This window comes from Amycolatopsis oliviviridis (assembly GCF_014654365.1).
Taxonomy (GTDB): Bacteria; Actinomycetota; Actinomycetes; order Mycobacteriales; family Pseudonocardiaceae; genus Amycolatopsis; species Amycolatopsis oliviviridis.
In genome coordinates this window covers 352,821-375,184 of the sequence record NZ_BNAY01000004.1, presented here as the reverse complement: position 1 = coordinate 375,184, position 22,364 = coordinate 352,821, and the positions used below count along the sequence as shown (strand labels likewise).

21 protein-coding genes are annotated in these 22,364 nt (G+C 69.9%); 7 read left to right on the top strand and 14 right to left on the bottom strand.

The features are described 5' to 3' along the window. Positions 1 to 110 precede the first annotated feature (110 nt). Both IE302_RS19575 and pheA read right to left on the bottom strand, forming a co-directional pair. Positions 111 to 731: a histidine phosphatase family protein gene (locus tag IE302_RS19575; protein WP_191255938.1), complete on the bottom strand. Its 621-nt coding sequence runs from the start codon at positions 729 to 731 to the stop codon at positions 111 to 113. Next, positions 728 to 1,636, bottom strand: coding sequence for a prephenate dehydratase (pheA, locus tag IE302_RS19570; RefSeq protein ID WP_191255937.1), 909 nt, complete (start codon positions 1,634 to 1,636; stop codon positions 728 to 730). The genes IE302_RS19575 and pheA overlap by 4 nt, the downstream gene beginning before the upstream one ends. 97 nt (positions 1,637 to 1,733) lie before the next feature. On the opposite strand from pheA, the gene IE302_RS19565 reads away from it, so the two are divergent. The 3 genes from IE302_RS19565 (at position 1,734) to IE302_RS19555 (ending at position 3,965) form a co-directional block, all read left to right on the top strand. After that, on the top strand, positions 1,734 to 2,375 hold the full coding sequence (locus tag IE302_RS19565) for a macro domain-containing protein (RefSeq protein WP_191255936.1): 642 nt from the start codon (positions 1,734 to 1,736) through the stop codon (positions 2,373 to 2,375). Positions 2,376 to 2,532: 157 nt separating this feature from the next. Then, positions 2,533 to 3,465: a type I pantothenate kinase gene (gene coaA, locus IE302_RS19560; protein ID WP_005149547.1), complete on the top strand. Its 933-nt coding sequence runs from the start codon at positions 2,533 to 2,535 to the stop codon at positions 3,463 to 3,465. Between the two features lie 329 nt (positions 3,466 to 3,794). Further along, on the top strand, positions 3,795 to 3,965 hold the full coding sequence (locus tag IE302_RS19555) for a hypothetical protein (protein WP_005149546.1): 171 nt from the start codon (positions 3,795 to 3,797) through the stop codon (positions 3,963 to 3,965). A 175-nt stretch (positions 3,966 to 4,140) separates the two neighbouring features. On the opposite strand, the gene IE302_RS19550 is transcribed toward IE302_RS19555, so the two are convergent. The 5 genes from IE302_RS19550 to IE302_RS19530 form a co-directional block, all read right to left on the bottom strand. Beyond that, positions 4,141 to 4,557 (bottom strand): type II toxin-antitoxin system VapC family toxin, encoded by a 417-nt coding sequence (locus IE302_RS19550; RefSeq protein ID WP_191255935.1) that lies wholly within the window; start codon positions 4,555 to 4,557, stop codon positions 4,141 to 4,143. After that, positions 4,554 to 4,853 carry a type II toxin-antitoxin system Phd/YefM family antitoxin gene (locus IE302_RS19545; protein WP_229907852.1) on the bottom strand — a complete coding sequence of 100 codons (300 nt, stop codon included), beginning with the start codon at positions 4,851 to 4,853 and terminating at the stop codon, positions 4,554 to 4,556. Before IE302_RS19545 ends, IE302_RS19550 begins: the two co-directional genes overlap by 4 nt. Positions 4,854 to 4,923: 70 nt before the next feature. Continuing rightward, the gene (locus tag IE302_RS19540) at positions 4,924 to 6,480 is read right to left on the bottom strand and encodes a DUF1841 family protein (protein ID WP_191255934.1); all 1,557 of its coding nucleotides are present in this window, start codon (positions 6,478 to 6,480) and stop codon (positions 4,924 to 4,926) included. Between the two features lie 199 nt (positions 6,481 to 6,679). Beyond that, positions 6,680 to 7,993, bottom strand: a complete 1,314-nt coding sequence (locus tag IE302_RS19535; RefSeq protein WP_191255933.1) for a DUF6880 family protein — start codon at positions 7,991 to 7,993, stop codon at positions 6,680 to 6,682. After that, positions 7,990 to 8,913, bottom strand: a complete 924-nt coding sequence (locus IE302_RS19530; RefSeq protein WP_229907851.1) for a nitrate- and nitrite sensing domain-containing protein — start codon at positions 8,911 to 8,913, stop codon at positions 7,990 to 7,992. The genes IE302_RS19535 and IE302_RS19530 overlap by 4 nt, the downstream gene beginning before the upstream one ends. 121 nt (positions 8,914 to 9,034) lie before the next feature. Between IE302_RS19530 and IE302_RS19525 the strand changes: the two genes are divergently transcribed. The 4 genes from IE302_RS19525 to IE302_RS19510 all read left to right on the top strand — a co-directional run bounded on the left by IE302_RS19525 (position 9,035) and on the right by IE302_RS19510 (position 13,755). Then, on the top strand, positions 9,035 to 9,361 hold the full coding sequence (locus tag IE302_RS19525) for a nucleotide pyrophosphohydrolase (protein ID WP_191255932.1): 327 nt from the start codon (positions 9,035 to 9,037) through the stop codon (positions 9,359 to 9,361). A gap of 86 nt (positions 9,362 to 9,447) precedes the next feature. Continuing rightward, positions 9,448 to 11,970, top strand: coding sequence for a M14 family zinc carboxypeptidase (locus IE302_RS19520; protein ID WP_229907850.1), 2,523 nt, complete (start codon positions 9,448 to 9,450; stop codon positions 11,968 to 11,970). Positions 11,971 to 11,979: 9 nt separating this feature from the next. Then, positions 11,980 to 13,119, top strand: a complete 1,140-nt coding sequence (locus IE302_RS19515) for a hypothetical protein (RefSeq protein WP_191255931.1) — start codon at positions 11,980 to 11,982, stop codon at positions 13,117 to 13,119. Positions 13,120 to 13,128: 9 nt separating this feature from the next. After that, a complete protein-coding gene (locus tag IE302_RS19510) occupies positions 13,129 to 13,755 on the top strand; it encodes a response regulator (RefSeq protein ID WP_005149535.1) in 627 nt (208 codons plus the stop codon). A 3-nt stretch (positions 13,756 to 13,758) separates the two neighbouring features. Here the strand turns inward: IE302_RS19510 and IE302_RS19505 are convergent, their stop codons facing one another. The 7 genes from IE302_RS19505 to cydB all read right to left on the bottom strand — a co-directional run bounded on the left by IE302_RS19505 (position 13,759) and on the right by cydB (position 22,354). After that, a complete protein-coding gene (locus tag IE302_RS19505; RefSeq protein WP_191255930.1) occupies positions 13,759 to 15,039 on the bottom strand; it encodes an HAD family hydrolase in 1,281 nt (426 codons plus the stop codon). Between the two features lie 42 nt (positions 15,040 to 15,081). Then, positions 15,082 to 15,690, bottom strand: coding sequence for a histidine phosphatase family protein (locus tag IE302_RS19500; RefSeq protein ID WP_191255929.1), 609 nt, complete (start codon positions 15,688 to 15,690; stop codon positions 15,082 to 15,084). Between the two features lie 9 nt (positions 15,691 to 15,699). Beyond that, a complete protein-coding gene (locus tag IE302_RS19495) occupies positions 15,700 to 16,350 on the bottom strand; it encodes a class F sortase (protein WP_191255928.1) in 651 nt (216 codons plus the stop codon). Continuing rightward, a complete protein-coding gene (locus IE302_RS19490) occupies positions 16,347 to 16,826 on the bottom strand; it encodes an excalibur calcium-binding domain-containing protein (RefSeq protein WP_191255927.1) in 480 nt (159 codons plus the stop codon). The genes IE302_RS19495 and IE302_RS19490 overlap by 4 nt, the downstream gene beginning before the upstream one ends. Positions 16,827 to 16,938: 112 nt before the next feature. Next, entirely contained in the window at positions 16,939 to 18,084 is a 1,146-nt protein-coding gene (locus IE302_RS19485) for a GAF domain-containing sensor histidine kinase (protein ID WP_191255926.1), read from the bottom strand. Between the two features lie 14 nt (positions 18,085 to 18,098). Further along, a complete protein-coding gene (cydC, locus tag IE302_RS19480) occupies positions 18,099 to 21,350 on the bottom strand; it encodes a thiol reductant ABC exporter subunit CydC (RefSeq protein WP_191255925.1) in 3,252 nt (1,083 codons plus the stop codon). Further along, positions 21,347 to 22,354 (bottom strand): cytochrome d ubiquinol oxidase subunit II, encoded by a 1,008-nt coding sequence (gene cydB, locus IE302_RS19475; RefSeq protein ID WP_191255924.1) that lies wholly within the window; start codon positions 22,352 to 22,354, stop codon positions 21,347 to 21,349. Before cydB ends, cydC begins: the two co-directional genes overlap by 4 nt. Between the last annotated feature and the right edge of the window lie 10 nt (positions 22,355 to 22,364).

Genomic DNA, 22,364 nt, shown 5'->3' with positions numbered 1-22,364 from the left:
GACGTGTTGTCCGCCGCGGGGGTTGCGCTCAGCCCGGTTAATTCCCCACAAGGTGTTAATCGATCTTGTGGGGCGTATTCCCCGTCGGAGGCGGGGGCAAACGTCCCTGGTCAGCGTTCAACGGGAACGTCCGCCCAGGTGAGACAGGTCCAGCCGGTGGGGTTCGCGACGAGTTCGACGACGCCGGTGTTCGGGATGAGGCCCTGGTTGGCGATCTCGGCGGTCACGTTCCCGGCGAGCCATTCGCCGCCCAGCCGGATGGCGCCGCCGTGGCTGACCAAGACCACCGTGCCGTCCGCGTCGGCCTGTTCGTGCTTGGCGCGCAGCCGGGCGACCGCGTCGAGCATCCGGGCGCGGACCTGCGTGCCGGTCTCGCCGCCGGGGATCGGCGGGTCGAGCTCGCCGAGCGTCCACTGGCGCACGACGCTCATGTAGGTCGTGATCGAGTCCTTGTCGGTCTTGCCTTCGAGATCGCCCGCGGCGACCTCGTGCACGCCGTCGACGACCTGGACGTCGAAGCCGAACTTGGCGGCCAGCGGCGCGGCGGTCTGCTGGGCGCGGACGGCCTGCGAGGCGTAGACCGCGACGATGGGCTCGCCGCCGAGCCTCACCGCGAGGTCGCGGGCCTGCTCGCGACCCAGTTCGGTGAGCGGCGGTCCGGGCAGCGCGGTGTCGAGCGCGCCGCGCACGTTGCCGTCGGTCTGGCCGTGGCGGACGAGGAGAAGTTTCACGCCTGTGCTCCCTTCCGTACCGACTCGACCCAGCCGATCGCGTCGGTGAAATCCTCGTTGGCGGCGCCCGGCTCGATCTCGGTCGTGCCGTTGTCCGCGCGCGGGTGGGAGCCGAGGAACCGGACGTTGCGGCACCGGCGGCGCAACGCGGCCAGCGCGTCGCCGATCCGGGGCTCGGCCACGTGGCCCTCGAAGTCGATGAAGAAGCGGTACTCGCCGAAGTTGTTCCTGGTCGGGCGGGCGTCCAGCTTGGTCAGGTTGATCCCGCGGACCGCCAGTTCGGTGAGCAGTTCCGCCAGGGCACCGGTCCGGTTCGTCGCGGCGGCGACGATCGACGTGCGGTCGGCCCCGGTCGGCGCCGGCAGCTCACCGGGCGCGCGGACCAGCAGGAACCGGGTCTTGGCGTCGCGGACGTCGGCGACCTCGGTGGCCAGCACCTGGAGCGGGTAGTGCTCGACGGCGACCGGCGCGGTGACGGCGGCGTCGAACTCTCCCGCGTCTACCGCGACCGCGGCCGCGGCGGTGGACGACGTCGCGACCGGATGGGCGCCGGGCAGGTTCGCCTCGACCCAGTGCCGGACCTGGGCGAGCGCGTGCGGATGGCTCGCCACGGTGCGGATCTCGGTCGTGCCCGGACGCGTCAGCACGCTGAAGTGGACCGGCAGCAGCGCCTCCGCCACCGCGACGAGCGGTTCGGCCTCGCTCAGGCTGTCAAGGGTGGCGGTGACCGCGCCCTCCACGGAGTTCTCGATCGGGACGCAGGCCGCGTCGGCCGCGCCCGAGCGCACCGCGGCCAGTGCCGCCGGGATGGTCTCGGCCGGGATCAGCTCCTCGCCGGGGGCGAGCCGGCGCGCGGCCTGTTCGGTGAAGGTTCCCTGGGGGCCGAAGTAGGCGATCCGTGACACCCCGCCAGATTACGCACGCCGCGGGTGGCGACTTTCACTCGGACAGCCGGTACGCGCACCGGTTACGCCGGGTGGCTTTTTTTGCCATGCTTAGGGCGTGACCGCCGAACCGGGCACGCACACCGGCCGAGAGGATGTCGGCTCCGCTTTCGCTCCCCTGCCGGACCGTCCCACTCCGGAGCTGGTGCTGTGCGCCGTCGATGACCTGCTCGCCGAAGCCTGGACCACCGTCGCGGACACTGTGGACGGCCGGGTCTTCGTGCACCGCGGGTCCGTTCTCGACGTCGTCGCCCAGGCCGTCGTCAGCCCCGCGAACTCCTACGGCTGGATGCGCGGCGGCATCGACGCCGTCTACGCCCGCGCCTACCCCGACGTCGAGCAGAACGTGCGCAGCGCCGTCCTCGCCTACCACGGCGGGGAACTCCCGATCGGCGAAGCGGTGATCGTGCCCACCGGCGAGGCGGAACCCGCTTGGCTGATCAGCGCGCCGACGATGCGCGAACCCGGCGAAAGCCTCCCGCGCGACACCGTGCACCCGTACCTGGCCGCCAGGGCGGTCTTCCAGCAGTGGCGCGACGGCCGGGTCGACCAGGGCCGGATCCGGGATCTGGTGCACACGATCGCGATGCCCGGACTCGGTACCGGCGTCGGCGGGGTCGCGCCCGCCTCCTGCGCCCGGCAGGTCGCCGCCGCGTGGGACGAGGTCTTCACCCCCGGCCGCCCTCGTAACGGACGGTAACGCCCCGAAGCGGGGTACATCACATCGAAGCGCGTTCACGAGCCGTAAGCCCTACCGTTAAAGCGGCTTCATCCGGTTCGCGGCACGTTCACCCGCCGAGAACTCGTCAACACGGTTTTGTACGGCGCCAGCGCAGGCGACGGGCGAGGAGTGTGCGATGCCGCGGGTCCGTGAGCTCAGTCCCTACGTCGAGCTGCACCGTGAGCAGTGGCGCGAGCTGCGCAGGTCGACTCCCCTGCCACTGACGGCCGCGGAACTGCTGCGGCTGCGCGGTCTCGGCGAACAGGTCGACCTGGCCGAGGTCGCGGAGGTCTACCTGCCGCTCTCCCGGCTGATCAATCTCCAGGTCGCCGCCCGGCAACGATTGTACGAAGCCACCACCACCTTTCTCGGTGAAGACAGTCGGGGCACCAAGGTGCCGTACATCATCGGAATCGCCGGCAGCGTCGCCGTCGGCAAGTCGACCACCGCGCGCATCCTGCGCACCCTGCTCGCCCGCTGGCCGGATCACCCCAGGGTCGATCTGGTCACCACCGACGGGTTCCTCCACCCGCGGGCCGAACTGGTCCGGCGCGGGATCATGCACCGCAAAGGCTTCCCGGAGAGCTACGACCGCCGGGCGCTGCTGCGGTTCGTCACCGAGGTCAAGTCCGGGGCGGAACGGGTCAGCGCGCCGGTGTACTCGCACCTCGCCTACGACATCCTTCCCGACGAGGAACAGGTCGTTCAGCAACCCGACATCCTGATCCTCGAAGGTCTGAACGTCCTCCAGCCCGGCCCCCGGCTCAGCGTCTCCGATCTGTTCGACTTCTCGATCTACGTGGACGCGGCGACGACCGACATCGAACGCTGGTACGTCGAGCGCTTCCTCAAGTTGCGGCACACCGCGTTCGCGGACCCTGCGTCACACTTCCACCACTTCGCCGGGCTTCCGGACGACGAGGCCCGGGCCGAGGCGCGCCACCTGTGGCGCACGATCAACGAGCCGAACCTGATGGAGAACATCAAGCCGACGCGGCCCCGGGCGACCCTCGTCCTCCGCAAGGACGCCGACCACGCGATCAACCGGGTCCGGCTGCGCAAGCTCTGAACGGGGACGCTGAGTAGCCGGGCACGCACGGAATCTCTACTCACGGCGAGCGTTCACGGCGACATCCAAGATCACTTCACCGGAACCCGATCACACGGGCGATTTCCGGCGGTTCCCTCACAAGGACCAGCCATCGCACCACCGGCGAGCTCCGGTCACCGGTCTGTCGCGCACCGCGACCGGCGGACGGCTTTCCTCGGCCGATCGGCCGATCCACGCTCAGTACGTGTAACCGGTTGGCCGATACCGGCTACAGCCCCCTGCGGTGACCCTTGTGTCAGGGGTTCAAGAGGTCTCGAAAGGGACCTTGAGCAGGGAGGAGGCTCACGATGTTCTCGATCATCCTGACCTGGGTCGGCTCGATTCTCGGACTCGCGCTCCTGGTGGCCATGGCCGCCGGCACCTTTTTCGTCGACTTCGACGACGCCCGCGGGGACCGTCGCCGGAAAAAGCCGCAAGTCACGGAGAGCAAGGGCACTCCCGCGGCTCCACTGGGTTGAACAGGGGCGGGGTTGAACAGGGACAGGGTTGAACAGGTGCAGGGCTGAAACAAGGCTGGGCTGAAACAAGGCTGGGCTGAAAGCACGGCCGGGCTGAGCACGGCCCCGCCGGACCTGTCCGATCAAGCCGTCCGGACGTCTTGATCCGTTCTTCGGCACGGCGACGCACCAGGGACTAGTCGAACGGGTTGTGCACCTGGGCCCCGAGGCCCGCCATGTCGGCGAGGTTCCGGGTGACCAGGGTGAGCTCGTGGACCCGGGCGGTCGCGGCGATCAGCCCGTCGATGGACGGCACTTTCCGCGGCGCGTACTGCCTGCCCCATTCGGCCGCGATCTCTGCGGTCACCGGAAGGATCCGTTCCGAGAACTGCGCGGTGAGCCCGGCCAGCCAGCCGGCCAGCGCGTCCGCACGTTCCCTGTCCCGCTCTCCTCGATGCCTGAGCTTGCTTATCCCCCTCTCGATCTCTCCCACGGTCAGCGCGCTCAAATAGAGCCTGCTCGACGACACCCCGCCCCACCACCGGGCGAAACCCGGGTTCTGGGTGCGGCGCCGGGCCTCGGACACGATGTTCGTGTCCAGCAGAAAGCTCACCCGCTCACCTCCGCGACATCCCTCGGCAGATCCTCCGCGCGTTCGGCGGCGATCTCCTCCAGCACGTCGGCCAGCGCCTCCCCGTATTCGGGATGGTGCTGCTCACCGGACAGCACGAGTTTGAAATCGACGGCTTCACCGCCTCCGGCCAGCCTGCGGTAGTCCGCGATGTCCAGCACCACGGCCACCTCCTCTCCATGTTTGGTGACGAACTGCGGCCCTTCGGCCGCGGCCCGGCGCAACAGCTCGCTCAGCCGCTGCTTGGCGTCCTGCACTTGCCAGGTTGCTGCTTCCATCTAGACAGACTAGACGGATTGGGTGGGGTTGGCAAGATCAAGAGAGGGGTGACCGGCGGGAACGGGGGCGTCAGGACAGCTCGTCGAGCGCCTTCCGGTAGTCGTCGACGTCGTAGTCCATCTCGTGTTCGCCGGCCTCGGTCAGCTGGGCGGCCAAGGCGTCGACGAGGCGGTCGAAGACGTCGTCGCGCTCCAGCCCGGTCTCGCTCAGCCGGCGCGCGGCCTGCCAGACCTCGGCGGGCTCGTCGGCCCAGAGCTGGTCGACGATCGTGGTCTTGAGCGCGAGCCGCATCCTCGGCTCACCGTCGAAGGTCTCCTCGGCCAGCGCCTCGTGGTACTCGGGGTGCTCGCCGATCACCAGCAGGCGGCGCTGTTCGGGATCGGCGGGTTCGAGCTCCAGCTCCTCGTCGCCGATCTCGGTGTAGACCGTCGGCACGGCGAACATCCGGCGCGCGAGCGCCTCCGCGAGTTCCGCCGGGTCTTCGATCCCCTCGGAACCGTCGAAGTAGACGTCGAGCGCGGAGTCCTCGTCCTGCGCGAACTCCTCCAGGAACTCGGTCGCGCTCTCCAGCAGCGCCACGCGCGCGGCCTCGGGGAGCCCGGCGCGGTCGGCGGCCCAGGTGACCCAGCCGAGCAGCGCGGGCTCCAGCGCGTCCTCGTACGCCTCGTCGACCTCGAACTCGCCGTCCAGCAGCGATTCGAGGAACCGGGCGAGCTTCTCGGGGCCGACGCGCAGCGGGCTGCCCGGCTCGGTCTCGCAGCCGTGGTCGACGAGCAGGCGCGCGTAGAACCGCGTCGCGTCCGTGTCCTCCACGAGCCCGGACCCGATGAAGTCGGCGACGACCTCTTCGCGGACCTGCTCGGGCCATTCGGTGATCTCGGGCGAAGGCTCGGGGGCGGGAAGCGTCCGGATCCAAGCCAGCGCGAGCGCGTGGAACCGCGCGTAGTCCTCGCTGACGTCGGGCTCCTCGACGACGTCCGTCGCGGCCAGCCCGTCCGCGAGCAACTGGTGGGCACGCTCGGGCAGCACCCGCTCCAGCGTGACCAGGTCCGGGTCGTCGGCGGCCTGCTGCCGCATCTCGGCCAGGACGTCCTGCGGCTTGTCGACAACGACGACGTCGCGGATCCGGCCACCCTCGGTGAAGTCGACCAGCGCGAGCAGGCCGTGCTCGACGCCGCCGCGGGAGAAGACACAGAGCAGGGAGGATTCGTCGCCGAAGACGTCACCGGTCCGCCAGCAGTCCCCGACGGTCACCGCGGCCAGGTCCGCGGCCCACTCCGGCTCCGGGATCCCGCGGCCCAGCACGGTGTTCAGCGCGGCGGCCGCCGCCTCGCGCTCCTCTTCGGTCTCGGCGAAGACCCGCAGCCCGGCGAGCAGCGCGGCCGCGGCCGGGGTGATCTTCCGCTCGGCGAACGCGATGAGCTCCATGCCCAGCGGCGTCTCGTCCTCTTCGACCTCGATCTCCCACCACTGACCGAGCACCTCGGAGGTCAGCAACTCGACGTCGAGCACCCCGGGTTCGGCACCGAGGGTCGAGAAGTCCCGGAGGACGTCCTTGAAAAGGCCCGTCACACTCGGGGTGGAGGGCTGAGCTGCCTTCTTGCGGGCACGACTGACCGGACTCATGGCGACATGTTTGCACGCGGACCCGATCGGGCTCGTCGCGGTGGTCCTGGGCGCGTAACACGGGGTCCAGGTCGCGGGGAGGGCGCGGGCGGACACCGGTTCAGGACCACCGCGACTTCGACGGCCCGCCCGTATGGCTCGACCTTTTCAGTCCGATTTTCCTCGGTTCGCTTCGAATAACGACCGGCGCCGGAAGCGGTTACGCCTTGACCGGTTTCGGAATCGCGATTCTCGCCGCCTTGACCTCGGCGATCAGCCGCGTCTTGCGTTTGTGTATTTCCACCAGGTTGCCGAGGTAGGAGCTGAATTCTTCAGCCGTACCGGCCTTTTTGTGGACCGTGCGCAGTTTGCGCAGCTGCCGGGCAGCTTCGCGATAGGAGTTCGGATCCCTGTGCGTGATCAATTCTTCGACATGGTCCCGATAGACGGGAATTGTTTCCGCCGGATGGGCGACGGAACGCGAATCCGCGAGTTCGACGCGCACCGCCAAAGAGGCCTCGAAACGGACCGCCGCTCGCCAGGCCTCGTCGGCGCGGTCCTCGCCGAGCAACGCCCGGACGAGTTCGTCGGCGGCCTCCGTGCCCCCGGCGGCGAGCTCCCGCAACCGGGCCAGCGCGGTCTTCCGCTGCGCGACCCACCGCCCCGTTTCCCGTGTCTCCTCGCGCAGGGCGAGATAGGTCGCGGCCCCGGGCTTCTCGTCGAACTCCTTGCGCGACAAGGGAACCGGCTCCTCCTCGACCGGCGGCGCCTCCTCCTTCTTGTCGTGCGTGAGCGCCCGCGCCGCGTGCGCGATGGCCTCGCTGTGCCGTCCCGCCGCGCGCAGCACGCGCACGATCTTGAGGCTCACGTCGACCCGCGGCGGTTTGGCGGCGAGGATCGCGACGAGCGCGTCGACGTCGCCGGACACCTCCGCCAGCTCCTCGCGCAACCGCTCGGCCGTCTCGCGTTTCACACCGGACGGCTGCTCCGCCAGCACGGTGTCCACAGTGGACTTTATCCGCGCGATACCCTTGTCCCCCAAGGCGGAGGCGAAGTCCGCCAGCTCGATGGCCGGCCAGCCGGGGCCGTCGAACTCGACTTCGAGGATCCAGTTCGCCAGGCTCTCCGGATCCGGCGGGCGCGCGACACAGGCCCGCGCGTACAGCTCGACGGCCCGGTCCAGCCGGTCGGCGACCTCGCCCGAGGCGTCGTCGATCTGCTCCAGCATCTCGCTGATGTCGTCCACGGTCCGGCGGGCGAGCGGGGCGAGATCGGCCCGGCTGCCGGCGTCGAGAAGGCGCTGCAGCGTGTCGAGAACGGAGCCGACCTTCGCGGCGTACTCGACGTTGCCCGCCAGTACGGCGGTGTCGAGGAGGCGGTGCGCCTCGGCGAGGTCACTCCCCTGGGTGACGAAGCGGTTCTCCAGGGACTGTCGTAACACAGGGTCACGCTCAGCCTGGGCGTGCAGCAGGTCCGCCAGCGTCTCCGCGTCCAAGGTGCGCAGGTAGGGGCGCAGATCCGTCGTGGAACTCACCTGGACAAGTCTGCCCGACCGCTTCGCCGACTCGTGTGGGCCAACAGCGTGCTCTTTTCGGCGTAATCGCTCACCAGGTGTGACCAGGTCAGCGGCGTCGGTTCGACGCGCGCGGGGCAGCGGACGACCGGGATCGGGAGCCGCCGCGCGAGCTGCATGACGATCGCCATCGCCACCCCCGCGAGCAGCGCGATCGCCGCGGCGGCGGCGAGGGCACCGCTCAGTACCCGGCGTCCGCCGTCGATCGCGATCTGCGCCGAGTACTCGATCTGGCGGGCGGCGATGTCGCCGAGGGAGCGGCCGACGACGCCGGCCGCGACGCGCCACGCGTCCTGCCCGACGGGCGGCGGCGTGGCCGCGCTCAACGCGGTTTCGACCGCGCCGAAACGGCTCCAGTCCACACTCGCGACGAGATTCCGGTACACCTGGCGATTACTTTCCGTCAGCTTTCCGGAGACGGCGTCGAGCCTGGACCGATAGGCACCGACGGCGGCGGCGTAGTCGCGCCGTCCCTCGTCGTCGATCCCGGCGACCGCGAGCGAGTCACTGCGGTCCATCCCTTCGACGGCGGTGAGCACTTCGACGGCGATCGTCTGCTGATAACCGACTTCGGCGTCGGGAGCCACCCTCGCGATCTCGCGCAGGGACGAAAGCGAGGTGTCGATGCGATCGGCGTACGCGAGGTAGGTGGCGGAACGGCTGCCCGGTGCCTTCAGCGCGACGGCCCGTTCTCGTTGCAGCGCCGCGATTCCCCGGCTCGCCCCGGCCATGGTGACCGCTCCGTTCTCGGCGTCGTCGCGATCGTGGATGGCCTGGTGCACGAGGAATCCGCCGACGGACAACGCCACGAGCAGCAGGGCCGCGCACGGAACGAACGCGATGGAGAGCATGCGAGAGCGAAGGCTTCGCTGGTACGTCAAGACTTTCCTTCCGGATCGGTTTCCCGACGGCCAGGGACGTTAGGCAAATCGAGAATTGCCCGTCAACGCTCGTCCGCCATACGGCCGTTAGCGCACCGTGACGATCTGGTAGGCACGGCATGTGACTCTCGACGACCTTCACCAGCGCCTCCGCGACTTCGCCGCCGCACGCGACTGGGAGCCTTTCCACACGCCGAAGAACCTGGTCATGGCACTGTCCGGGGAAGTCGGCGAGCTGACTTCGCTGTTCCAGTGGCTCACGCCGGAGGAGTCCGCGAAGTGGCGTTCCGATCCTGAACTGGCGCACAACGTCGTCGACGAGATCGCCGACGTCACGCTGTACCTCCTCCAGCTGGCGAACAGCCTCGGCGTGGACCTGATCGAGGCGGCCAACGCCAAGATCGACCGGAACGAGGACCGATTCCCGGCGCCCTCCGAGAAGAAGTAGAGCCCCGCGTCCGTTTAGCCGCCTTTCGGAGCTTGTGGGGCGTTCGATCGGTGGAAACACTGGGCCGACGTCCCTGGAGGTGGCCCTTGTCGCGTTCGGCTCGCACCGTGGTCCTGGCCTTGATGCTTTCCCTGAGCGCGGTCGCCGCGCCGGCGTACGCGGCGCCACCGCCGACGGCACCGCACCGGGACCCCGGCAACGGGCCGGAGCGCAACGACGTCGCCGCGGCCGACCCGCCGCTGGGCGCCACGCGGGCGGCGGCGGGCGAGAACGTCGCGGGCGACCGTTCCGGTTACCCGCGCAAGACCAAGCTGCGTTCGTTCCCGGAGGACACGGCCGACAAGTCGATCAAGCTCGGGCTCGCGCCGTATCACGCGCTCGCGCCGAAGCTGAACGCGTTGCAGGCGCGCAGCGACCGGATCTCGGTCGAGATCGCCGGGCAGTCCGGCCTCGGCCGCGACCTCTACCTGGTCACGGTCACCGCGCCCGAAAGCCCGTTCGAGACGCGACGGCAGGACGCGTGGCGGTCGCTGATCGAGAACGACCCGGCCCGCGCCGCGCGCGATCCGTTCCTGCGCCACGGGTACAAGGCGCCGGTGTGGATCAACAACAACATCCACGGCAACGAATGGGAAGGCACCGACGGCGCGCTCCGCGTCATCGAAAAGCTGGTGACGTCGAACGATCCCAGGACCGCCGAACTGCTGAAGCGGAACCGCTTCTACTTCAACGTGACGGCCAATCCGGACGGCCGGGTCGCCGGGACGCGGCAGACGTCGCAGGGTTTCGATCCCAACCGCGACTTCGTCACCGCGTCGCAGCCGGAAGTGCGGGCCATGCGCGCGATCGCGATCGGCAAACAGCCGCTGATGATGCTGGACGAACACGGTTACGTCCAGAACACGCTCATCGAACCGACCACGCCGCCACACGGCCAGAACTACGACTTCGACCTCTACATCAAGCACGGGTACGCCAACGGTCTCGGCATGGAGCGGGCGGTCAAGGCCCTGGGACGGCCGGAGACGGCGAAGCCCGAGATCCCGTTCCGCGACTACGAACCCGGCAGCTGGGACGGCTGGGCACCGATCTACACCGCCCAGTACGCGATGTACCACGGCGCGGTGTCGTTCACCGTCGAGATCCCGATGCGGGTGAACAACGCGGACTACGAAACGCAACCGGTGGCGGAACTCCGGCGGCGCGCGGTGATCAACACCGAGGTCGTCGAGGCCACCATCGGCAGCACGCTGGACTACGTCGACCGCAACCGCGGCGAGCTGATCGCGAACCAGATCGAGATGTTCCGCCGCGGCAGCGCGGGCGAGGCGCAGCGTGAGATCCCCGACGGGTTCGTGCCCGGCTTCGGGCCGGAAGACCGCTACCGCACGGAGTTCCCGCGCGCGTACGTCATCCCCGCCGGCGCGGACCAGCGCTCGGCCGTCGCCGCTTCGCGTCTCGTCGATCACCTGGTGGCCAACGACGTCCGGGTGCGGCAGGCCGATCGCCCGTTCTCCCTGGCCGGGCGCCGGTATCCGGCCGGTTCGTACCTGGTCGACATGCACCAGCCGAAACGCGGCCTGGCGAACGTGATGCTGGAGCGCGGCAGCGACATCTCGGCGAAAGTGCCGGTCATGTACGACATCTCCGGCTGGAGCCATCGCCTGCTGTGGGGTGCTTCGGTCGACATCGTGCGGAAGGGCAGGCTCGACGTCCGGACGCACGACGTCGTCGCGGCCTCACCCACCGGCGGCATCGACGCCGCGCCCGGCCGTGACCTGGCGCTGAAGCTCGTCGACGGCAAGGACGTCAGCGCCGTCAACGACCTGCTGAACCGCGGTCTCGCGCTGGGCCGCGTGGACGACGGCACGATCGTCGTGCCCGCGTCGGCGCGCCAGGCCGCCGCCGAGGTGGCCGGCCGCTACGGCGTCCGGTTCACCGATGCGGCCGGGACGGCGACCCCGTTGACCCGCAAGACGATCGCGGGTGCCGTCGGGCCGGACGAGCTGAAGGCGTTGCGCGACATGGGCTTCGACGTCCGGCCGGTGTCGGCGGCGGTGCTGAACGCGGGCTTCGACTGGTCGCGGATCGACCTGCTGTTCGTCTCTTCGGGACTGCGGTACACCGATCTCACCCCGGCCGCGAAGGACGCTTTGCGCGCGTTCCTCGCGCGCGGCGGCGTGGTCACCCGAGGCGCCACGGGCGCGCGTTTCAACACCGACGCAGGGCTTCTCGAAGCGCGTCCGGTGGCGGGCTGGGAGGACGGGAACGGGGTCGTCTCGGTGACGGGCGGGAGCGGCCCGGTGGGTGGCGGCGCACTGCCGGACTCGTTCGTCTACGGACCGTTCTGGTTCACCGATCTCGGCTCTTCAGTTCAGGTCGAGCAGCGCTACGCGAGCGGGAATCCGCTGGTCGCCGGGCATTGGCGGACGCGGGACGACGGGACAGGCGGGCCGCTGGAGGCCGCGGGGCAGGCGGCCGTCGTCTCCGGGACGTCGGGGCTCGGCGGACGGGCGGTGCTGTTCGGCACGGAGCCGCTGTTCCGTGATCACCCGAAGGGCTTGTATTCGCAGGTGGCCAGGGCGGTCTACTGGGCCGCATCGAAGTAACGTGGGGGCATGCCCGTATCCCGTGGCCGAAAGCCGAAGAAGAACAAGCAGGCGGCAAGGGCGCAGAAAGCGCAGCCCCTGGAGTCAGCGGCTCTGCCGGCTTGGATGCGCGAATCGATCGAGAACGTGCTGGACGGCGCCGGTGTTCTCCTGAAGGCGGAGAGCCCTCGCGAACTCGAGCAGGCGACAGCCTCGCTGCTCGGTGCCGAACTGCACCGCGCACTGCAGGGCGAGAACGGCGGCCTCGATTTCGACCTGTTCTTCGAAGCCGTCGTACTCGCGGCGTCGAACGCGGAGCCGCGCCAAGAACTTTGGCTGCTGCTGCAGGGGATGAGCTCGATCTCCCCGCCGGGCTTCGAGTCGTTCGTGCGCTCCGGCGTGAGCAGGCTGCGGAAGGCCTTGCGGTCGGAGATCCTGCCCGACTGGCCTCAGCTGGCCTCGAAGAACAAGGTCACCGGCGACGTCTGGGAGATCCAGGACGTCTACGGAACACGGCTCGGCGTGCTCGCGACCTTCGGCTATCCCGGTGGTGCCGCCCCGACGGTCTACCTGTTCGAGATCGACATTTCGTGGATCCCCCGCCTCGGCGGAGGTGCCGTCTACGACTCGCTCGATCAGGCTGTCGAAGCCTGGCGACAACGCTTCGGCGAGCAGGCCGCCCCCGTGCCGGTGACCGACCCGCGACGGCTGGAAGGTCTCGTCAACCGCTCGCTGGACATCATCGGTGACGAGTCCCGCGCGACCCTCGACAACTGGTATCGCGCCGAGCGCCGGTACTTGGACCTCGACACCGCACTGAAGAACCGCGGTCTGCGGTTGCCGCCGAGCAGCCACTACCTAGATTTCGATACGGCGGTGATGACCGGTCCGTTCAACGCCTGGCACCTCGAGACCTTCGGCAACGAACCCGACGACCTGGTCGTCGAGGACCTGGCCGCCGAATGGATGGAGGGCATCGTCCCGGCCACCTGGTTCGCGGTGTCGCCGGACCGGCTCGAACACATCGGCGCGCTGATCGGCGACTGGCCGGACGACACCGTCCGCCCCGCCGCTCAGGCTCTGCTGCCGAAGTGGGTGCGGTGGCTGGGTGAACGATCCGGCCTGCCGTCCCCGCTGGTGGAAGCGATGGTCACCCAGACGACGAAGTAACGTGGGGGTATGCCGATCCAGGTGCTGCTCATCGACGACCACGAGGTGGTGAGGCGTGGTCTGCGCGACCTCCTCACCGACGAGCCCGACATCGAGGTCGTCGCCGAGGCGAGCGGGGTCGACGAGGCCCTTGCCGTGGCGATGCACGTCGAGCCGGACGTCGCGGTGGTCGACGTGCGGCTCGGCGACGGCGACGGCATCGCGCTCTGCCGCGAACTGCGCTCGAAGGCGAACCCGCCGCAGTGCCTGATGCTGACCGCGTTCGACGACGAGGAGGCCATGGTCGGCGCGATCATGGCGGGCGCGGCCGGCTATCTGCTGAAACAGGTCCGCGGGCAGGACGTCGTCAACGCGGTCCGGGAGGTCGCGGCGGGCCGGTCGTTGCTCGACCCGGTGTCGACGGCGCGAGTGCTGGACAAGCTGCGTCATCCGCCCGAGGACGAGCTCGGCTCCCTCACCGAACGCGAGCGCGAGGTGCTGGAGCTGATCGGGCAGGGCATGTCCAACCGGGAGATCGCGGAAAGGCTGTTCCTCGCCGAGAAGACGGTGAAGAACTACGTGACGTCCGTCCTGGCGAAGCTGGGCATGCAGCGGCGCACGCAGGCCGCGGCGTGGATCGCACGCCGCGACCGCTAGCGCTTAGGCGTGCACGGTGTCCCGCTGGTCCGGGATGACCGTGCCGTCGTCGCGCAGCACCGGGCCGTGCGTGCCGTCGGCGTTCTCGTACGCCGTCGTCGAGCACGGGTAGGTGCGGTTCAGCGCGGGGAAGGGCTCGATGAACATCGGGTTCACCGCCCACTTCCCGTCCGCGTTGTCGTAGGCGCGGCACATCAGCTCGTCCTTGTTGCGATTGAGCGTGACCCGGACCCCGGTGGCGTCGCGCAGCATCGTGACGTCGGTGGTCGCGTCGCCGCCGGCGAGTGCCTGCCGCTTGTCCGCCGGTGCCGCTTCCATCGCCTTCGCGCCGCGGATGCCGAGGATCCGCTCGTTGATGTAGCAGCGTTTGCCGTCGATGTAGGTCATGATCTCGTCGGCGCCGTCGGCGTGCCCGCCGCAGCCTTCGAGGTGCCCGTTGATCCGGCCGTTCGTGGTCTGCGAGTAGATCCCGAGCGTGCGGCTCGGCGGGATGCCGATCGCGGAGCCCCAGACGTCCGCGAACTCCTTGGGCGACGCGGAGACGACCCAGGTCGAGAAGCCCGCCTTGTTCAGCGTCGCGATCAGGTCCTTGATCTCCGGGTAGTACCGGATCCACGCGACCTGGGTGCTCGAACCGACCTTCTGGGTCGCCCCGATCGGGGCGAGCAGCGCCGCCGCCCTGGCCTGCCGGGCGATCGCGCGGACCTCGTCGGGCCGGTATCCGGCGTTGATCTGAGCGACCCAGGCGTAAGCCGCCTCCATGTACCGACGGTTGTTGCCTTCGAAGACCTCTTCGCCGGTGGTCGTCTTCGCGTTCTTGCGCACCGAAAGGAGTTCATCGGCGCACGCGACGTTCTTGCTGGTCGGAAGCGGTTTCCCGGCCGGGGTCGCGGTGCCGCACGCCTTGCTCAGCGCGTTCGCGCCTGCCTCGGTCATGAACCGGCTGGTGGTGCGCCAGTCCTGGTTCCTCGGCTGCAGGACCTTGTCGTGCCGGATCATCCAGAAGACGGTCTGATCGGAGATGTCGTTCTTGATGACCGTGTTGTCCCAGTCGAACACCGCGACCGGACGCTCGCCGTGTTTCGCGCCGCAGCGGCCGCGTTCGTCGATGACCTGCTGGATCTTCGCCGCGTTGTCGCCGTACCAGTGGTCGGCCAGCCGCAGCTGCGGGCAGCGCGACTTGTTCGAAGCAGCGTCGGTCGAGGCGGCGGACGTGCCGGGCATGGCCACCGGTACGACCGCCACGGCGGCGGCGAGGGCCACGGCTCGCAGGAACCTCGGCATGTCATCTCCCAACATCATCGTCGACAGTCCGGGGAGATCCTGTCATTTCCCGGCGAGAGTCACGACCTGCCGGTTGTGAAAGTAATCGTCTTCACGGAGCACCGTGACGCTGCCGGGTGAGCCGCGGAAGTCGACGTACCCGGCCGAGGCGAGCGGCATCCGGATCCACGCCGCGATGACGAAGGTGAGCGCGCCGCCGTGCGTCACGACGATCTGGTGCTCGCAGCGGCTTTCCAGGATCGACTCCATCGCCGCGTACACCCTCGCGGCCATCGCGCCCTTGGTTTCGGCGCCGGGGATCCCTTCGTCGTGCCCCAGCCGCTCGCCGACGGCGGGCGGCGGGATAAACCGGCTGTCCAGCCACTCCTGCGGTTTGCCCCCGGCCTCCCCGTACGACTTCTCGCGCAGCCGCCGGTCCAGAACCGGCTTCACGCCGAACCGTTCGCCGATCACTTCCGCCGTCCGCGCGGTGCGGCGCAGATCCGAGGAGTAGATCTCGACGTCGTCCGGCACCTTCGCGCGCAGTGACTCGGCGACGGCGGCGGCCGCGCGCTCGCCGTCGGGGGTGAGCTCGGAATCGAACCACCCGCCCACCACGCGATCGACGTGATGGGTGGCCTCTGGATGCGTGACGACGTGGACGGTGCGCATCCTCCGAATCTACGTGCGGGTCAGCCTCGCGAAGGCGACGACGTTGTCGAGGTAGTTGCCGGTCGAAGAGTCGAAATCCCCGCCGCAGGTGATCAGGCGCAGCTCCGGCGCGGTCGTGTCGCCGTAGACCCGCTGCGTCGGGAAGGACGTCTTCGGATGCCGTTCGACGGCGTACACGGTGAACACCGCCGTGACCCCGTCCTCACGGTGGACGAGGGCTTCGTCTCCGGTCCTGAGTTCCTTGAGCCTGCCGAAGATCCCGGGGGTCTTCCGGTAGTCGACGTGCCCGGCGAGGACGGCGGGCCCGATCTCGCCGGGTGCCGGGCCGCCGGAGAACCAGCCGGTGGTGATCGCGTCGCGCGGCACCTGCAGGCTGCCGTCACCGGCCAGGCCGAGGTCGACGATCTCGCCGGTGCGGACCCCGATCGCCGGGATCTCGAGTGTCGCCGGTTTCGCGGGCGCGAGCGGCGGGGTGGCGGTGGGCGTCGGCGCCACCGCGGTCACCGTCGAGGGCGTTGTCGGCGCTGTCGGCACCGCCGGCGAGGTGATCCTGCCCGTCGACGGGACGGCGCACGCGGTCAGCGCCATCGCGAGCCCCACGCCGATGAACGTGCCGATGACCAGCGGAAACGGCCATCGGCACCAGGAGACCCGGGTCATCGTTCGACACGCCGCCGGAGCACCAGGGACGCGCCCGCGGCCGACACGGTCAGCAAGGCCGTGCCGGTCAGCGCGACGGCGCCGATCTCCAGGAGACCGCCGTTGGGTTCGTCGGGTTCCCCGCCGCCGGTCGCGACGCCGCCGACGGGCTTGATCTTCACCTGGTCGGCTCTCGCGGGTCCGCCGAAGCGGGACTCGCAGGCGTATCCGTCGTGGTCACCGTCGAGCTTGTGCGGATCACGCGGGTTCTTCTTGAGTTCGGCCTGCGCGGCGGCCTGCGAGGGGAAATCGGCGCAATCCTTGTCCGTGAATTGCGCCGGACCCGTTTCGCAAGCGATTCCGTCGAACCGGAAGCCCTCGCAGCTCTGCTCGGCGACGGCGGGCAGTTCCAGCGCGAATGCGACGGAAACCGGACCGAACAACGAGAATCCGGCGAGTATCACGGCCGTGCCGATGGCTCGACGAACCGAGGACATGCGGAGTCCTTTCGCTGGGAATTTCCCTTACAATCGCGCCTCGGACCCCACCGTTACGGATTAATCCAAAATCCCGAATTGTCAACTCGAAGGAACGAAAAGACCGTGAATTTCACACGGTTTGATCGAGGGGAACGTCGAAGGCGACCAGGGTCCCCAGGCTCGGCGAAGAATTGATCGAAAAGCGCCCGCCGGACGTCGTCGCGCGTTCGGCGAGGTGACGGAGACCGCGTTTGGCGACCCCCTGCGGGACACCGGATCCGTTGTCCCGCACCCGGAGTTTGACGCCTTCCGCGTCGCGGCTCAGCGTCACGCGGGTCTCGCTCGCCCCGGAGTGCCTGACCACATTGGACAGTGCTTCGCGGAGCGCGGCGCGGATGTGGTCCGCCTGGTCGGCGGGGATGTCGGCGAGTTCCCCCGACAGTTCGAGGGTCGGCGGGTAGCCGAGCAGTTCGCCCGCGATGCGCACCTCGCCCCGCGCGGATTCGGCGAGGTCGGTCGCGGTGACCGTCTCGTTCGCCGGTTCCGGGCTGCGCAGGGCGCGCACGGTGCCGCGGATCTCTTCGATGGTCTGGTCGAGCTGGTCGATCGCCTCGGAGAGCCGCGCCCCGTCGGCCTGCGCGAACCGCTTCCGCATGTTCTTGCGGACGCGGTCGAGCTGCATCCCGGCGCCGTAGAGACGCTGCACGATGACGTCGTGCAGCTCGCGCGCGATGCGTTCGCGCTCCTGGTACAGGGTCACGCGATGCCGCGCGTTGGCGCCTTCCGCCAGAGCGAGCACCACACCGGCCTGCGCCGCGAAAGCGGTCAGCACTTCGACGGTGCTGGCGGAGAAGGGATCCCCGCCGTGGCGGCGGTACACGGTGAGCGCGCCGAGGACCCGCCCGCCCGCACCGAACGCCGAGGCCGCGAACGGCCCGAAGCCCTGCAGCTCCGGCGGCACGAACGGCGCGGTGCGGGGATCGACGGTGAAGTCCTCGCTGACGACCGGTTCTCCGCCGCGGGCGACCTGCCCGGCGGCCGAATCGGCGGAAAAGGCCAGTCCTCGAAGTCCTCGGATGTCGGCCCCGTGCGCGGCTTCGGCGACCACCTGGCCGTCGTCCGCGCGCACCATGACAAGACCGAGGTCGGCCTCGGCCAGTTCGACGGCGCGGGCGACCACGGTCTCCAGCACGTCACCGGGGTCGTCGCCGGACAGGGCGGTGCCGGTGATCTCGGTGGCGGCGGACAGTGCGCGCGCGGCAAGCGTGGGATCCATGAGCAGTATCGACATTAGTCGGCTCCGGCCAGTACGCGCGTTGTGACGCGGCCCTCTCGCACCTCCAGGACGACGTCCGCGTCGCCCGCTTCGGCGGCGTTGTGCGTGACGTGCACGACGGTTTTCCCGGCGAGTGCCTCACCGAGTCGTTCGCGGACGGTCCTCGCCGTGGGCTCGTCGAGATGCGCGGTCGGTTCGTCGAGCAGGACGAGATCGGCTTGAGCCGCGCCGAGCACGGCACGCGCCAGCGCGACCCGCTGCGCCTGCCCGCCGGACAGCCCGGCGCCCGCGCTGTCCAGCATCGTGGCGAGCTCGACGTCCTCAAGAACGGCCTGGTACAAGGCTTTCCGCAGGTCGGCCTCGGAGGCCGTGGGCTTGGCAAGGCGCAGGTTCTCGGCGACGGTGGTCGAGACGAGCATCGGTTCCTGTGGTGCCCAAGCGACGTTCTCGGGAACGGCGACGTCACCCTTGCTCGGCTTGAGGAAACCGAGCAGGGCCGCGACGAGCGTCGACTTCCCGGCGCCGCTAGGACCGACGACGGCGACGTGCGTGCCGGGCGCGATGTCGAGGTCGACACCGGTGAGGACCGGGTGCACCGTGTCGGGCCAGCCGAGGTCGGCGTTGCGGATCCGCACCCCGCCGGTGTCAGGAAAGTGGCTTTCCTGACGTTTTTCGTCCTGAACGGCCCTTTCCCGACATTCGGCGAGGCGCAGACGGGCCTGACGCAGGGTGTCCCAGTGCTGCGCGGCCGGCGGAAGAAGGGAGAAGACCTCCGCCAGCGCGAGCGGCACCAGGGCGACCACCGGCGCGAGAACCGGGTCCAGCGCGCCGGCGGCGACGGCGCGCACGGCGAACCCGGTGCTCACGACGGTGGCGGCCCCCGTCGCCAGGATGATCAGGGCGTCGGCCGCGCCAGCGCCGAAAGCCTGTCGCCGCGCTTCGGCGGTCAGCGCGGCGTCGGTCGTGGCGATCCGTCGACGTCGGTCTTTATCGGCTCCGTACGCGATCAGCTCGGCCGCGGCTTCGAACAGGCTCAGCACCTGCGCCGACACCGAACGCCGTCCGGCGGCCAGCGCGCTGGTCGCGCGGCGTTCGGCCCGGAGCGCGAGCAGTGGGGCGAACGCGCTCACCAGCACGGCCGCGGCCAGCACGAGTCCCGCAGCGGGCAGCACGGCGGTCTGGACCGCGACGGCACCGGCGGCCACCAGCGTGACCACGATCAGCGGCGTGATCACCCGGGGCAGCAGGTCGCGCACGGTGTCGGTGTCGCCGACCAGCCGCCGCTGTTCCTCACCGGCCCGGAGCGCCCGCGCCGGGCCGAGCCGCACCAGCGATTCCCACAGCCGGACGCGCAGGCTCCCGGCGATCCGGAACGCGGCGTCGTGCGTGACCAGCCGTTCGAGGTAGCGCAGCCCCGCGCGGCCGAGGCCGAAGGTCCGCACGCCGACGATCATCACCGTCAGGGTCAGGATCGGCGGCTGCTGCGACGCCTTGGCGATCAGCCAGCCCGAAAGCGCGGTCAGCGCGACCCCGGCGAGCAGGGCGGCGGCACCGAGCAGCGCGCCACCGAAGAACCTGGGCTGGAGCAGGTCGCGCCACGGCACCGGTCTGGTCGCCGTCCGCTCGTCCGTCGTGACGACCTCGTTCACCACGCCAGTCGACATATCGATGCCGGAGGTGCGTTCGTGTGCGGCGATGATCGCGGCGGCGCCGTCGTCGACGGCCCTGCGGACAGCGGCCATGACCAGTCCGGCGTTGACCTCGTCGAGGTGCGCGGTGGGCTCGTCGAGCAGGAGGAGCCACGCGCCCGACCGGACGCGCACCAGTGCCCGCGCCACCGCGACGCGCTGACGTTGTCCCTGCGACAGCTTCGAAACCGGCCGATCGGCCAGTCCGGTCAGGCCGAGTTCGCCGAGGATGTCGTCGTCACCGACCTCATCGCGGACCGTGCCGCCGCCGAACACCGGCGACTGCGGCACCCAGGCGACGTTCTCGCGCCAGCGGTCTAGGTCGGCGTCGGCGAGGTCGGTGCCGCCGACGGTGATCGATCCGTCGTGGGCCTGCACGAAGCCGAGCAGGACGGCCAGCGTCGTCGACTTGCCGCCGCCGCTGGGCGCGCGCAGCCAGGTCAGCTCACCGGGCCGGACGGAGAACGTCTCGCCGTCGGGCGCGAACCCGTCGCGCCTGGAGACACGCAGCCCGCCGACGTGCACCTCGCCCTTGCCCGGCGTCTCGGAACCCTGGGACGGCAAGGGTTCCGCGAGCACGTCCGCGACCCGGCGCACGGCCTCGACGCCGTCCTCGCTGGCGTGGAACGCGGCTCCGACCGCGCGCAGCGGCTGGTAGCACTCCGGTACGAGGATCAGGACGCCGAGCCCGATGGCGAGCGGCAGGTCGCCGGAGACCAGCCGGACACCGATGACGACCGCGACCAGCGCGACCGAAAGCGTCGCGATCAGTTCCAGCGCGAACGCCGACGCGAACGCGACCTTCAGGGTCTTGAGCGTCGCGCGGCGATGCCGTTCGGAGATCTTCCGTACCGTCTCGGCCTGCGCCTCGGCGCGGCGGAACGCGCTGAGGATCGGCAGCGCGCGGACGAGTTCCAGCAGATGTCCCGACAGCCGTTGCTCGGCGTCGGCGGCTTCGGCGACCCGCTCGGCGGTGTGCTTGCCGATCAGGATGGCGAACAGCGGCACCAGCGGCACGGTGATCACGACGAGCGCGGCCGAAGGCCAGTCGGCGAACAGGATCGCGGCACCGGCGGCGAGGGGCACGATCGCCGCTGTCACCAGCGCCGGGAGGTATTGGGTGAAGTAGGCGTCGAGCGCGTCGAGTCCCTTGGTGGTCAACGAGGTCAGCTCGCCGTGCCCGCGGCGCGCGATCCATTCCGGGCCGAGTTTCAAGGCGTGGTCGAGGGCCTTGGCACGCAGTTCCTCCTTCGCGCGGGCCGCGGCGCGAACGGAGACGATCCGCACCGCCCAGCCGGTCAACGCGCGCCCTGCGACGAGCGCGAGCAGCACGGCCAGCTGGGCGGTGCGGTCCCCCATGGTTCCGCGGACGACCGCGGAGAGGACGTCGGCCAGCAGGAAAGCCTGGCCCACCAGGAGTACGGCGTTGCAGAAGGACAGGATCGCGCTGAGGATCAACGCCCGGCGCGCCGCGCTCGAAAACGGAGCCAGCGCGCCGAGCGGACCCTTCCCCGGTCGCGCTGGGTCCATTGTGGACTCCGTGGCGGAAAGGGTGTCGCGGCCGGGAAGTTCGGTCATGGTGCGTGCACCGGTGGGATGTGCCGGGTGCCGATGCGCTTGCGGAACACCCAGTACGTCCAGCCTTGGTAGATCAGGACGGCGGGGGCGCCGAAGAGCGCGACCCAGGTCATCACGGTCAGCGTGTACGGGCTCGACGCCTCGCCCGCGATGGTGAGCGTGTTCGCCGGGTCCAAAGTGGACGGAAGGACGTTCGGGTACAGGGCGACGAAGATCGCGACCGCGGCGGCTCCGATGACCCCGCCGAGCGCGGCGAACGCCTGCCCTTCCCGGCCCTCGCGGATCCGGAACCAGGCGAGCACCGCGGCGACGACGGCGATGCCGATGAGCAGCAGCGTCCACAGGTCGCCCGAGCGCAGCTGCACGACGATGAGGAACGCGAGCAGCGGCAGGAGCGCGACCGGGAGCAGGCGCGTGGCCAGGTTCCGCGCGCGGTGCCGGAGGTCGCCCTCGGTCTTGAGGGCGAGGAACGCGGCGCCGTGGACCAGCGAGAACCCGACGACCGCGATCGCGCCGAGCAGCGCTTCGAGGCTCAGGGCGGCGAACGGGCCGCCGACGCGGTTGCCGTCGGCGTCGAGCGGGAGGCCGAGGGTGGTGGTCGCGAGGAGGAGGCCGACGCCGAACGGCGGGATCCACGAGCCGATGCCGATGACGCGGTCCCAGTTGCGGCGCCAGCGGTCGGAGTCGACCTTGCCGCGGTATTCGAACGCGACGCCGCGGCCGATGAGCGCGAGCAGGACGACCAGGAGCGGGAGGTACGCGGCCGAGAACAGCGACGCGTACCAGCCGGGGAACGCGGCGAACATCGCGCCGCCGGCGACGATCAGCCAGACCTCGTTTCCGTCCCAGACCGGGCCGATCGTGTTGACCATGACGCGGCGCTCGGTGTTGTCCTTCGCGAGGACCGGCATGAGCATGCCGACGCCGAAGTCGAAGCCTTCGAGGAAGAGGTAGCCGAGCCAGAACAGGGCGATGACGCAGAACCAGATCGTTTCGAGGGTCATCGGGTGCTCA

What these genes read in the sequence shown, in the direction of transcription:
- IE302_RS19500 (WP_191255929.1), bottom strand. Translation starts at nt 15,690, where the DNA reads ATGCGCACCGTCCACGTCGTCACGCATCCAGAGGCCACCCATCACGTC.
- IE302_RS19510 (WP_005149535.1), top strand. Translation starts at nt 13,129, where the DNA reads ATGCCGATCCAGGTGCTGCTCATCGACGACCACGAGGTGGTGAGGCGT.
- IE302_RS19555 (WP_005149546.1), top strand. Translation starts at nt 3,795, where the DNA reads ATGTTCTCGATCATCCTGACCTGGGTCGGCTCGATTCTCGGACTCGCG.
- cydC (WP_191255925.1), bottom strand. Translation starts at nt 21,350, where the DNA reads ATGACCGAACTTCCCGGCCGCGACACCCTTTCCGCCACGGAGTCCACA.
- cydB (WP_191255924.1), bottom strand. Translation starts at nt 22,354, where the DNA reads ATGACCCTCGAAACGATCTGGTTCTGCGTCATCGCCCTGTTCTGGCTC.
- IE302_RS19490 (WP_191255927.1), bottom strand. Translation starts at nt 16,826, where the DNA reads ATGTCCTCGGTTCGTCGAGCCATCGGCACGGCCGTGATACTCGCCGGA.
- IE302_RS19485 (WP_191255926.1), bottom strand. Translation starts at nt 18,084, where the DNA reads ATGGATCCCACGCTTGCCGCGCGCGCACTGTCCGCCGCCACCGAGATC.
- IE302_RS19495 (WP_191255928.1), bottom strand. Translation starts at nt 16,350, where the DNA reads ATGACCCGGGTCTCCTGGTGCCGATGGCCGTTTCCGCTGGTCATCGGC.
- IE302_RS19545 (WP_229907852.1), bottom strand. Translation starts at nt 4,853, where the DNA reads ATGGAAGCAGCAACCTGGCAAGTGCAGGACGCCAAGCAGCGGCTGAGC.
- coaA (WP_005149547.1), top strand. Translation starts at nt 2,533, where the DNA reads ATGCCGCGGGTCCGTGAGCTCAGTCCCTACGTCGAGCTGCACCGTGAG.
- IE302_RS19505 (WP_191255930.1), bottom strand. Translation starts at nt 15,039, where the DNA reads ATGCCGAGGTTCCTGCGAGCCGTGGCCCTCGCCGCCGCCGTGGCGGTC.
- IE302_RS19540 (WP_191255934.1), bottom strand. Translation starts at nt 6,480, where the DNA reads ATGAGTCCGGTCAGTCGTGCCCGCAAGAAGGCAGCTCAGCCCTCCACC.
- IE302_RS19515 (WP_191255931.1), top strand. Translation starts at nt 11,980, where the DNA reads ATGCCCGTATCCCGTGGCCGAAAGCCGAAGAAGAACAAGCAGGCGGCA.